The organism is Brevibacillus sp. MER 51, assembly GCF_023714195.1.
In the GTDB taxonomy this organism is placed as follows: domain Bacteria; phylum Bacillota; class Bacilli; order Brevibacillales; family Brevibacillaceae; genus Brevibacillus.
The window spans coordinates 149571-161700 of the sequence record NZ_JAMAUS010000008.1 but is presented as its reverse complement, the minus strand read 5'-3'; the positions used below and the strand labels follow the sequence as shown (position 1 = coordinate 161700).

The 12130-nt window shown below is 49.9% G+C and carries 11 protein-coding genes; 7 read left to right on the top strand and 4 right to left on the bottom strand.

What is annotated here, in order from left to right; all coding sequences use genetic code 11:
- Nucleotides 1-20 precede the first annotated feature (20 nt).
- From M3630_RS18310 to M3630_RS18295, 4 genes are all read right to left on the bottom strand, one after another.
- The gene (locus M3630_RS18310) at nucleotides 21-1199 is read right to left on the bottom strand and encodes an acetyl-CoA C-acetyltransferase (RefSeq protein WP_251253000.1); all 1179 of its coding nucleotides are present in this window, start codon (nucleotides 1197-1199) and stop codon (nucleotides 21-23) included.
- An 18-nt stretch (nucleotides 1200-1217) separates the two neighbouring features.
- Nucleotides 1218-3626, bottom strand: coding sequence for a 3-hydroxyacyl-CoA dehydrogenase/enoyl-CoA hydratase family protein (locus tag M3630_RS18305; protein ID WP_251252999.1), 2409 nt, complete (start codon nucleotides 3624-3626; stop codon nucleotides 1218-1220).
- Nucleotides 3627-3984: 358 nt separating this feature from the next.
- Nucleotides 3985-5106, bottom strand: a complete 1122-nt coding sequence (locus M3630_RS18300; RefSeq protein WP_251252998.1) for an S-layer homology domain-containing protein — start codon at nucleotides 5104-5106, stop codon at nucleotides 3985-3987.
- A gap of 448 nt (nucleotides 5107-5554) precedes the next feature.
- Complete coding sequence (locus M3630_RS18295) at nucleotides 5555-5971, bottom strand: hypothetical protein (RefSeq protein WP_251252997.1); 417 nt, start codon at nucleotides 5969-5971, stop codon at nucleotides 5555-5557.
- Between the two features lie 152 nt (nucleotides 5972-6123).
- On the opposite strand from M3630_RS18295, the gene M3630_RS18290 reads away from it, so the two are divergent.
- The 7 genes from M3630_RS18290 to M3630_RS18260 all read left to right on the top strand — a co-directional run bounded on the left by M3630_RS18290 (nucleotide 6124) and on the right by M3630_RS18260 (nucleotide 12099).
- Nucleotides 6124-6744 (top strand): hypothetical protein, encoded by a 621-nt coding sequence (locus M3630_RS18290; protein WP_251252996.1) that lies wholly within the window; start codon nucleotides 6124-6126, stop codon nucleotides 6742-6744.
- Nucleotides 6745-7171: 427 nt separating this feature from the next.
- Nucleotides 7172-8272 (top strand): glutamate 5-kinase, encoded by a 1101-nt coding sequence (proB, locus tag M3630_RS18285; RefSeq protein WP_173609973.1) that lies wholly within the window; start codon nucleotides 7172-7174, stop codon nucleotides 8270-8272.
- Between the two features lie 40 nt (nucleotides 8273-8312).
- A complete protein-coding gene (locus M3630_RS18280) occupies nucleotides 8313-9581 on the top strand; it encodes a glutamate-5-semialdehyde dehydrogenase (RefSeq protein ID WP_251252995.1) in 1269 nt (422 codons plus the stop codon).
- A 20-nt stretch (nucleotides 9582-9601) separates the two neighbouring features.
- On the top strand, nucleotides 9602-10444 hold the full coding sequence (proC, locus tag M3630_RS18275; protein WP_251252994.1) for a pyrroline-5-carboxylate reductase: 843 nt from the start codon (nucleotides 9602-9604) through the stop codon (nucleotides 10442-10444).
- 78 nt (nucleotides 10445-10522) lie between these two features.
- Nucleotides 10523-11329, top strand: a complete 807-nt coding sequence (locus tag M3630_RS18270) for a hypothetical protein (protein WP_251252993.1) — start codon at nucleotides 10523-10525, stop codon at nucleotides 11327-11329.
- A 103-nt stretch (nucleotides 11330-11432) separates the two neighbouring features.
- Nucleotides 11433-11753 carry a ferritin-like domain-containing protein gene (locus M3630_RS18265; protein ID WP_142497014.1) on the top strand — a complete coding sequence of 107 codons (321 nt, stop codon included), beginning with the start codon at nucleotides 11433-11435 and terminating at the stop codon, nucleotides 11751-11753.
- Between the two features lie 13 nt (nucleotides 11754-11766).
- Complete coding sequence (locus M3630_RS18260; RefSeq protein ID WP_173609969.1) at nucleotides 11767-12099, top strand: spore coat protein; 333 nt, start codon at nucleotides 11767-11769, stop codon at nucleotides 12097-12099.
- Nucleotides 12100-12130: the final 31 nt, after the last annotated feature.

The following is a 12130-nucleotide window of genomic DNA, read 5'->3' as shown; positions in this document are numbered from 1 at the left end:
TCCCTCTCCTTATTTTAAAATTAGATCATCTCAAAAACGCCAGCGGCTCCCATTCCCCCGCCGATACACATCGTAACGACTCCGTATTTGCCGCCTCTGCGCTTCATTTCATTCAAAAGCTGGACGGTCAGCTTGGCACCACTGCAACCGAGTGGATGCCCTAATGCGATAGCTCCACCATTTACATTGACCTTTTCAGGATCGAGTCCCAGCTCGCGAATGACGGCAATCGATTGAGAAGCAAACGCTTCGTTTAGCTCAAACAGATCGACATCCTCCAAGCTGATCCCCGCCAGCTTCAATGCTTTTGGAATCGCAACAACTGGACCAATCCCCATGACATCAGGGTCTACGCCGCCAACCGTAAAGGAACGGAACTTGGCAATCGGCTCGACACCCAGCTCGGCTGCTTTTTCGGCAGACATCACGAGAACTGCTGCCGCACCGTCGCTCGTTTGCGAGGAGTTTCCTGCTGTTACGCTGCCTTGCACGTGAAAGACTGGTCTCAGTTTGGCGAGTGCCTCCATCGTCGTGTCCGCGCGTGCTCCTTCATCCTTGTCGAAAACACGTTCCTGGACGTGAAGCTTGCCTGCTTCATCCACAAAATGCTGCTTGATTGTCAATGGTACGATTTCATCCTTGAATTTCCCTGAAGCAATCGCAGCCGTCGCACGCTGATGGCTTCGCAGAGCAAAAGCATCCTGATCCTCACGAGAAATGTTGTACCTCTTCGCCACTTCTTCAGCCGTATGCCCCATGCTCATATACGCTTCCGGCTTCGTTTCTACGAGAGTCGGGTTGAGTGCGATTTTGTGACCGAGCATCGGCACCAGACTCATGCTCTCCACCCCGCCAGCGACAATCACATCGGAGCTGCCGACCATGATCTGCTGAGCAGCGTAAGCAATCGTCTGTAAACCGGAGGAACAAAAGCGATTGATCGTGATCCCCGATACATTGGTCGGCAATCCGGCACGCAGTCCGATCAAGCGAGCCATATTCATGCCTTGCTCAGCTTCCGGTACAGCCGTCCCCATGATGATATCCTCGATATCAGCCGGATCGAGCTGTGGAACGCGGCGCAACAGGTCGCTTACAACTGCGGCTCCCATATCGACTGGGTGAAAATCCTTGAGACTTCCTTTTTTCGATTTACCGATAGCGGTGCGGGCGCCCGCGACAATAACTGCTTCTCTCATCGTTATCCCTCCCTCTCCCTAGTTACGCAAAGGCTTGTTTTTAGTCAGCATGTGCTGCATACGTTGCTGGCTTTTCGGCGTCTTGATCAGTTCGAGGAACGCTTGCTTTTCCAGCTCGAGAATGTAGCTCTCTGTCACTTCTGTACCCGCTGGCACGTTACCACCGGACATAACATAGGCAACTTTGCTTGCGATCAGCTCATCATGGTCTGAAATATATCCACTCTTTTTCATGGCGTAAATATTTTGGCGCAGGTTCGCATAACCCGTTTCGCCGATAACGCGAATTTTGCGTGGCGCAGGCGGTGTGTAGCCTTCTTTATCCATCGTAAGCACCAGTTGCTTCGCATCGTATAGCAGATGATCAGCATTCACGCTGATGCGGTCAGTCGGTCGCAGGTACCCCAGATTGATGGCTTCCTGACCACTCGTAGATACCTTTGCCATGGCAATGGCTTCAAACGCCTTCGCAACGAACGGGAACGGATCAACTGGCATGCTGCCTCCCTCCGGAAGGTTTTCCATTGCTCGGAACAGCATCTCCTTCGTTCCTCCGCCACCTGGCAGAAGTCCTACTCCCACCTCTACCAGTCCGAGATACGTCTCTGCCGATACCTGCACACGATCCGCGAGGTAGACCACCTCCACACCGCCGCCCAGCGTCATGCCGAACGGTGCTGCAACGACTGGACGATGCATATAGCGCAGTGCCCGTGCGGTTTTGTGGAAGTTCGTGACAAGCATATCGAGCTCCAGCCAATTCTCATCCTGTGCTTCCATCAACGCCATTGCGAGATTCATCCCGACGCAGAAGTTTTTGCCTTGATTACCGATGACCAGACCGGCGAAGTTTTTCTGCACTTCCTCTGCGGCCTGACTTGCCATGTGCAAGACATCCATCCCGAGTGCATTGTGCGGGGAGGTGAATTCCAGACATGCGACTCCATCGCCCAAATCAATCAAAGCGGCACCCGCATTTTTCTTGATCAGCTTGCCTTGTTCCTTAAGGGCTGCCAAGTTGATGTTTTCCTTGCTCTCTTCGATGTCCTTATATGTGCCTCCGATGGAAAACACGCTGCGCTTCCCTTGCTCTTTTTGATAAAAGGAAGTTTTCCCGCTCGCGAGCAGCTCCTCGACAAGTGCCGGAATCTTCTCGTTTTCTTCACGCATTTTTGCCACTGATTTTTCGAGACCAATGGCATCCCATGTTTCAAACGGCCCCATTTCCCACCCGAAGCCCCACTTCATGGCCTGGTCAACAGAGACGATATCGTCAGCGATCTCATAAGCCTTTTCCGCAGAGTACAGCAGTACCTTTTTGAAGACATTCCAGACAAACTCACTGCCCTTGTCCTTGCCATATGCGAGCGCTCTCAACTTCTCAGGCAAAGTCTTGGCTGTTTTGGCCGCTTCCAGGGAAGGGAACTTCGGCCTCACACTTGGACGGTATTCCAGCGTGTCAACCGACAGTGCCAAAATCTCTTTGCCTTTCTCCGTTTTCACCTGCTTGAAAAAGCCTTGACCTGCCTTTTGCCCGATCCATCTTTTCTCCACCATTTGCAAAACAAATTCTGGCACTTCAAAAACGGAGCGCTCCTGCTCATCCGTGCTTTTGTTCCTGACGTTCCCCGCCACATGCACGTACGTATCCAGTCCGACGACATCGAGTGTGCGGAAAGTCGCGCTTTTGGGACGGCCGATGACCGGACCTGTCAATGCGTCTACCTCATCTACTCCAAGCCCCAGTCGCACCATTTCGTGGATCGACACCTGCAACCCATATGTACCGATGCGATTGGCGATGAAGTTAGGCGTGTCCTTGCAAACGACCATTCCTTTTCCGAGCACGTGCTCACCAAAATGCTTCATGAAAGAGATGACTTGGGGGTCTGTATCAAGACCCGGGATCAGTTCCAACAGTTTCAAGTAACGCGGTGGGTTAAAAAAGTGCGTGCCAAGGAAATGCTTGCGGAAGTCATCAGAGCGTCCCTCTGCCATTTCGTTGATAGAAACCCCAGACGTATTGGAAGACACGATGGTTCCCGGCTTGCGATGCGCTTCTACCGTAGCGAAGACGCTTTTCTTCACCTCGATGTTCTCGACAACTACCTCAATAATCCAATCGACCTCGCTCAAGCAAGTAAGATGGTCTTCGAAGTTACCAACCGTAATCAGATCGATGTTCTTTTTATCGTAGAGCGGCGCCGGCTTCTCCTTCAAAAGTCGGTCACGGCCCGCTTGTGCTATCCTGTTTTTCACCACGCTATCAGACAAAGAAAGTCCTTTTTTACTCTCATCTGCTGTCAATTCACGCGGCACGATGTCCAGTAAATAAGTGGGAATACCGACGTTGGCTAAGTGTGCTGCGATCCCGGCGCCCATGACGCCTGAACCCAGAACTGCCGCCTTGCGAATTTTGCGTTCCATCTCCAAATCCTCCTTTTTAAAACCCTAGTCATGGCTTATTCATGGTCAAAAGAATGGCCTCGCAACAGTGAATACCTAATATTCAGACTAGCAGAGCATTTTTAAAACTTCTACTTTCTTCATAGATATTCCTGTGTGCCTCAACACATGTCTTGTGTTGAATGAATGCTCATTCAGTATGTGGGTTAAAAAATGACATCCCACGTTTTGGCTGTCTTACAAGCCCGGAGATGCTACGCTCCCACCAACTGAATCACCGTTCAGTTTTTATTGTAATCGAAAATTCTGTCAGTTGCAATCGTCACTTCACGAAAGAAATGAAAAAGGGCACACGGTTGTCCAGTGCCCCTTTTCTGTGCTACTTCTGCGAATAAATCAGCGCTGTAATCTTGCGTCCGTAAGCGTTGGACGCGTCTTCTTCCAATCGGTATTCAATCTGGAAGTCTCCGTTTTTCGGGTCTTGATAATGAGCAATCACCCAGAGGGTTTTCGAATTGTTTTCGTCTGCCTTGACCGATACTTTTACCGGTCCGTTGTATGCAGGGACTTGCTCCAGCTTTGCCATGCTTTTTATCGCATCGTCTGTAAAGAGTGAAGACAGCTGTTTCTGATTTTTGGTTTCGTACGCCAAATTCGCAGCTCGTAAATACACCTGCGCGATGTGCTGCTGATTCGCAGGTGAACCACGGAACTGCAAAGCTACATCCGTCCGGTAATAATCAATCAGTCGATCCATCACAACGATGTATTCTGCACGCGTCAGGATCTTGTTCGGAGAAAAGTTCTTGTCCGTCAGAAACAGATTGAATTCCCGGATCGCCAGTGGGTATGGCGAATATGTATCCCGATAGAATCGGTCGCGCTTCCATTCATAATAGCTGTTAAAGAAAGAGACTGTATCTTGTGGTTTTATATTGGCCGTTCGGAATTTTTGTGGTGCGAGCATATGAAACATGATCAAGCTGGCCTCTTCTCTTGTCAGTGGCCACTGCATCCCGCCACTGGACATCCACCAGTCCGGATTTTCCTTTTCTTGCTTTTTCATCAAGTGTCCGGTTTCAGCCAAATATAGATAGTACAGCATCCGGTCTCCTGGATCAAACTTGCCCAGATCGTCCGTTTCGATTTTCATCATGGTCTTTAGATTGCTCAGCAGTTGCTCTACTTCCCCCCGGAGTAGATAGCGATGATCCAGGTTTGGCATGCGTACTGGCTTTTCTATCGGTCCGTATACGGTTTCAAATACGCGATTGAGCATAGCCAAAGCTTCGCCTCGAGTAACTGGCTTGTTTGGGTAAAAAGGCTGATATCCCTGTCTCTTTACGATGCCCAAATCCGCCATTTTGTCGATCTGCTCATGTGCCCAATGTCCCTGTATGTCCGTATACATACCAGGCGCAGCCGCATTCGCACTCCCTGAAAAAACGCTTTGCACCACTAGCAGTGCCAAGAGAAAAACGATAGCAAAACGCTTTACCATGACTTACGATGACTCCTTTCTTTTCATGATCGTTTCCTTACTCCCTTTTTTTGGTAATTCGTCCCCAGTAGCATCCATTCCTGCCATATTGGTCTATTTTCCTGGGTCTGATCTCTCCTTTTCTTGTATCGGGAGGAAGACCGAACTTTGTTATACTTTTTCAAAATAAATGAAAAAGAGCCGCACTTTGTATGAGCGGCCCAATTATATCCTTTTTCTCTATGCGCTGACTATCCTTCAATCTGCTCTGACAGCCTGGTCCCTTGGTCACAAGCAGCCGAGATAAGAAAATGTTGATGAGGGTGAACAGGACGATAATCCCAAGAGCGGTCCCTAACATGGATGTCCCTAGCGAAAAACTGGCGAGGACGACTAGGCCTCCTGCCATAAGGCCTGTAACCAGCGGGAATAGAAAAAGAGCCGTCGGTTATCCCAACAGCTCCCATGATTAGTTTTGTGGTACAAAGCTACCATCACGCAGCATAGTCAATTCGCCCATGATGAATGCTAAATCTTCGTTTTCGCCAAATTTGCCACTTTCTTCCAGCGCTTCCAAACGACGAAGCAGCATGTTTGCAAAATCTTGAATCTGTACCGGTTGTCCTTCCGTATCCGCATCATCCAAAATTACAAAACCAGTCAAGGCTTCCAAGTGGGTCACGATACGGAAACCGCCGATTTCCCCCAGGAATTCTGGCTTGTTCATTTTTGATTTCTCCAATTTTTGCAGCATGGACAAAATATCATTCGCTACCACGCTCGGAAAAGCAACCTGATAAAAGTTGCGATTTTTCGCTTCATCGGTTTTGATAATCAACACATCAATACCGTCCGGTTTTTTTGCTTTTTTGCCAAACCCAAACATATATTCCACCTCAATCGTTCGATCTGTCCAACTCTCTCCATGATAGACATAATCCGAGAGTCAGACAACCCCTATCCATATATTTACTAGGCTATTTGTCTTTTTTGACACACACGCTAACGTTAAACCACTGCTCCCAAGTGAGGTGCGCCATGAAAGTTAACTGGAAAAATTGGATGTTTATTCTCGCTCTTTCTTTACTCGTCACAGGATGCCTGACGCAAGTAAAGCAGGATCAGCAGGCAAAAACCAAGGCCAAAACACAAAGTAAGCCTGCCAAGCAGTCTGCCATCCAAAAGCTTGGCGACAACAAGATGGATGTCGTCCTTTTTTTGAAACAAGCCGAGCATCAGCTGGAAAATGTATATTACGCTGCTGCGGACAATGCGAAGGGCAAATCTGTGATTGAGGATGGTCTCGTCTTTCGGGAATTGCCTAAGCGCTTCGACAGTAAAGACAAGATAACGGGGTACTTCGGTCGTTTTTGGAGCCGTCCACTGGCAGAAGCCATGTACGACAACATGACAACCAAGCTGGTGAGGGAAAAAGTATACGTAGCTATCCCACGCGTCGACTATCCGACTTTGATCTCTGTACGAAACACGACTGTTCAAAAAAACAATGGAGAACTCAGTGTAACTGTGGAAGATGTAACCGATTCCTCCTTTGCTTCTGACCGCACGCTGCGCTACCGACTCGTACGCGATCAAAAGACGAAACGGTTCGAAATCAAATCACGGATGGGCGCTTATGGGAATGAACAATTTCAATAAGCCTCTTGACATTTCTTATGGACCCAGCGAATAATAGTGAATTAATAAGCACATAGTGAGCGGCAATGACGGGGAATAGTAAAACCGCCCTTCAGGTCCAGAGAGCGAAATCCACCGGCTGAGAGGTTTCGTCCTTGAATCGGTTTGAACCCACCCCAGAGCATCCAGGGAAGACCTGGACAGGTTTCTTTCACCTGTTATCAAAGAAAGAGAGCCGGGCGTTTCATGGCTGAAGTATGCCTTCAGTCCAAAACGTCAAATAAGGTGGTACCGCGTGAGGTCTTCAAGCCCTTTCGTCCTTATCAAAGAGACGAGAGGGCTTTTTTCTGTGAAAAACGTCTCGACGTTTTTCATAAAGGTGGATGCGACCGCTTGCGGTCAACAAAACGGTCATGACCGTTTTGTATGCAAGAAGGGGGTTTTGAACATGAAAAAGGGTAAGTTGCGTTTGGTAGTAAAGGTGGGGAGCAGTTCGATTGCAGCAGCTACAGGCGGTGTTGATCCGGCGAAAATGTCGCTGCTCGTCTCTGCTATCAGCCAGTTGCGCGAAGCGGGTCATCAGGTTGTCTTGGTCTCCTCGGGAGCTGTCGCCAGCGGCTATCAAAGTCTCGGCTACCAGCAGCGACCGCGATCCTTGGCAGCCAAGCAGGCAGCGGCAGCCATCGGGCAAAGCTTGTTGATGCAAACCTATACACAAATGTTCGGCGCCCATAACTTCAGCGTGGCGCAAATCTTGCTCACACGCGGTGACTTTTCTCACAAGGAACGGTATCAGCACGCATTCTCCACGCTGTCACTGCTTTTAGATAAAAACATTTTGCCAATCATCAATGAAAACGACACGGTATCCGTAGCGGAATTGACTTTCGGCGACAATGATATGCTGGGCGCACTCGTCGCTGGTCTCATCCATGCCGATTTGTACATGATCCTGACTGATACGAATGGCCTGTATGACAAAGACCCGCGTTATCATGCGGATGCCAAACACATGGGCTGGCTCGAATGTGTGACGGACGAAATCGAGGCCCTTGCAGGCGGAGCTTCCCAACTGGGAACAGGCGGTATGCGCTCCAAGCTGATCGCAGCCAAAACCGCCCAATCATTAGGAATTCCCGGCTTTATCGGAAAATTGACGAATCCCACTGATTTACTAGATGTCCTTACTGGCAACGGGAATGGCACCTATGTCAACTATCATCCAGAAGCACCTGCAACGAACGGCGTTCCTACACGCAAGCAATGGATTGCGCTTCACTCCCCTACCCGCGGAAAAATTACGGTGGATAGCGGTGCAGCAGAAGCGATTTTGGAAAACAGCAAAAGCTTGCTCTTGGCAGGTGTCCGCGATGTATCCGGCATGTTCGAGCAAGGTGAGGTTATCGAGGTTTACTGTGAGGGTACGTTGATTGGTCGCGGCATCAGCAGATTCACTGCAGCACAGCTAAGTGACTTTCTTTCCCCTGATAACGTAACGCGACACAGCGGTACTGTTATACATCGGGATGAATGGACACCTGTCATCTAATCGAATCCATGTAGATAGAAAGATAGGAGTTGGAGAAACGATGGAAAACTTGAAGGAAAAAGTGCACACACAAATAAGCCTGGCCAAACAGGCTTCACGAAAAATGGCAATACTCTCACGCAAAGAAAAAGACGAGGTACTCGTCGCAATCGGCAACCAGTTGCTCGCTGATGAGGCCGTCATTCTCTCCGAAAACGCCAAGGACATCGCCATAGCGGAAGCAGACGGTCAGCCTGCCTCCTACCTGGATCGTCTCCTGTTGACGCCGGAGCGAATGGCACAGCTAGTAGATAGCCTGGCGCAGCTGGTATCTCTCGATGATCCGGTCGGGGAACGGATGGACTCATGGACCCGGCCAAACGGACTTTTCATCGAACAAATCCGCGTCCCTCTCGGCGTCATTGGAATGGTGTACGAAGCCAGACCGAACGTCACCGTTGACGCAGCAGCTATCGCCATCAAAACAGGCAATGCGATCGTCTTGCGCGGCAGCCACAGCGCTGTTCACAGCAACCTCGCGTTGGTGACCAGCATTCGTCAGGCGCTTACTGCGACCGGACTTGACGCGGAAGCGGTGCAGTACTTGCCTTTTGCCGAGCATGCCTCAGTCGATTACTTGTGCACCGCCAATGGTCTCGTCGATGTCATCATCCCTCGGGGTGGCGCAGGACTGATCCAGCGGGTTCTGCAAATCGCAAGTGTTCCCGTACTCGAAACAGGCGTCGGCAATTGCCACATTTATGTGGATGAGGCGGCTCACTATGAAATGGCTGAAAACATCGTGATCAATGCCAAAACAAGTCGGCCTGCCGTATGCAATGCTGCCGAAACACTACTCGTTCACCGCAGTTGGCCACAGGAAAATCAACGTGCCTTGCTCCAAAAGCTCCTGGCGAAGGGTGTTGAGCTCCGCGTTTGTGAGCGTACGATAGAGCTGCATTCCGACCTGGCCTCTCAGTTGCACCATGCAACATCAGAAGACTGGGATACGGAATACTCTTCTCTGATTCTGGCGGTTCGCACTGTCGATAGCCTGAGCGAGGCCATTGAACATATTACAGCGCATACTTCCGGCCATTCCGAGGCAATCGTAACGGAAGATGAAGTCGCTGCGCGTCAGTTTTTGACTGCGATCGATGCCACAGCGGTTTATCACAACGCCTCTACCCGCTTTACAGATGGGGGAGAATTCGGCTTCGGTGCTGAGATCGGCATCAGCACGCAAAAGCTTCACGCTCGTGGGCCAATGGGCTTGTCAGCGCTCACTTCTTACAAGTATGTCGTACGCGGCAACGGTCAAATCCGATAGTCAAAAGGGAGGGAATCACCATGAGTAACCAAGCAACAGCGATTACAGAAGGGCGGATCGGTTTTCTCGGTGCAGGCTCGATCGTGGAGGCCATGCTTTCCGGTATCGTAAAGAAAGGCTTACTCCCTTCTGAGCGTATCTCTGTCACCAACCGCAACAACATGGAGCGTTTGGAGCAGTTGGCAAATGACTACGGGGTAACTGCTACCCAGGACAAATTTGAAGTAGTCCGTTCTTCCGATATTTTGATTTTGGCCATCAAGCCGAAGGATACAGCAGAGGCTTTGCAGGATTTGCGTGGGGTCGTTCGTTCCGACCAATTGATCATTTCAGTGGTCGCTGGCGTCTCCACCAGCTTGATCGGAGAGTGGCTCGGCGCAGAGTGCCCGATCATCCGCACGATGCCCAATACATCGTCTGCCGTTGGTTTGTCCGCTACCGGACTGTGCGTGAATCCGTTTGTCCAGGAAGAGCATCGCGAGCTGGCTACCAAGCTTTTCGAAGCAATTGGTACTGTATATGAAGTCGCCGAGGAAGAGCTGGACATCATTACTGGATTGTCTGGAAGCGGTCCTGCTTATATTTACTATTTGGTAGAAGCCATGATGGGGGCGGGTGCCACAGCGGGACTGGATCGGGAAATGGCACGCCAATTGACGCTGCAAACCGTGATTGGGGCGGCACATATGCTGCTCGATACACGCGAAGAGCCTTCTATTCTCCGCCAAAAAGTAACGAGTCCGGGTGGAACGACTCAGGCAGGACTGGAAGTATTGGAGGCCTATCAGTTTCAGGAGGCCGTTACTGCAGCCATCTTGCGTGCTGCCGAAAGATCGCGGGAGATGGGGGCACAATACCAGTAAAGTCGTTTTGTCCCCCCTTCTTGTCATGTATAATAAAAAAGATCAAGCATAATCGAGAGAAATGACGAAGGAGGTCCCATGGAAATTTACGCCTTGTACGGCACCAGTGGAACAGGAAAAAGCACCAGTGCATTAGAACTTGCTCACCGAATGAACATCGACGCCATTATTGATGATGGCATCCTGATTTACCAGGGACGCAAGGTGGCCGGAACCTCTGCCAAATATGAGAAGACAAAAATTCAGGCGGTCAAACGAGCAATTTTTCATTATACGGAGCATGCTGAAGAAGTACGGCGAAGTCTTGGCCAGATTCAACCAAGCCGACTACTCGTGTTAGGAACTTCGCAGCGGATGATTGGTCGTATCGTCGAAGCGCTGCATTTGCCTTTTCAGGTGGACTTCATCCCGATTGAATCCATCAAGCCTCCGCAGGAAATCGAGGCTGCCCGCTACATTCGGGAAACAATGGGCAAGCACACGATACCGATTCCGCGTGTGGAAGTAGAAAAAGATTTCCTTCAGCGCCTCATCTCTTCAGCCCAACAGATTTTCAGCTCGAAAAAAGAAGTCATTGGGGAAACAACCGTGGTTCATCCTCCGTTTTCAGGTGGACGCATCATGATTCATCCTCAGGTGTTGCGAAAAATCGTGGAAGCGACCTGTGACCAGTTTGACGAGGTCCATCATGTGGTCAAGATCGTCTCCAGCTTTGAGGATTTGCCTCGGTTTCAGGTTTCGATTGCTCTTAAACTGCCTTACATGACAAATATTCCAGCACTTATCCATGCCCTTCAATCTACGTTGTACAAAGAAGCTCAATATTGTCTCAATATCGCTCCCGCCAGAATCGACATTGTCGTTTCTTCGCTGGAGCTAGCCTAATCCGGTCCTTTGCGACCGGATTTTTTTTGGCTGCAATCCTCAGGGGTTACATCCTGACTTGTTGCTCATCCTATACATGATTCCATCTGAAAGGAGCAACCCGATGCCATCCATCCTGTCTTCCAAGCCCTTTACACAAGCTCCGATTCCCGAACCGCCGAAGGTCATTTCGACAAAGGACTTGAGCTATCTCAAGGATGCTTTGTCATGGGAACTGATCGCTTTCAAAAAGCTGCATGCTTTTGCACAGCAAGCTACTGATCCCCAGGTCAAGCAATGTCTGGAACAGCAAGGACAAATGCACCAGCGACACTACCAAAAGCTGCTGAGTCACCTGCAAAACAACAACACCGCAGTGATGGCGACCATTCCGCAGATGCAGTCCCAGCAACAGCAATCACAACAGCAACAACAAATGCAGTAAGGGAGGAATCGGGATGCCAAACCAAAATCAGATCGCCAATCCGCAATCCGGTCAGCTGCCACAAGTAAAAGGTCCGCAAATGAACGATCGTGATTATCTCAACGATTGTTTGGCTACCTGCAAATACTTGACAGATAACTTTAACATTGCCGTTCGTGAAGCCAGCCACCAACAGCTTTATGATGACATGCTGCAAATTCTGAATGAAACCCATCAATCAGCCCGCGATGCTTTCAATCTCATGTTTCAAAAGGGATGGTACAAGCTGGAGGCTGCCGAGCAGCAACAACTTCAGCAAGCTTATCAGCAGTTTAGCGGGTACTCCACCCAGTTCCCTTATCATTAAACAGCAGCCAGACACCTGACCCAAGCAGGTG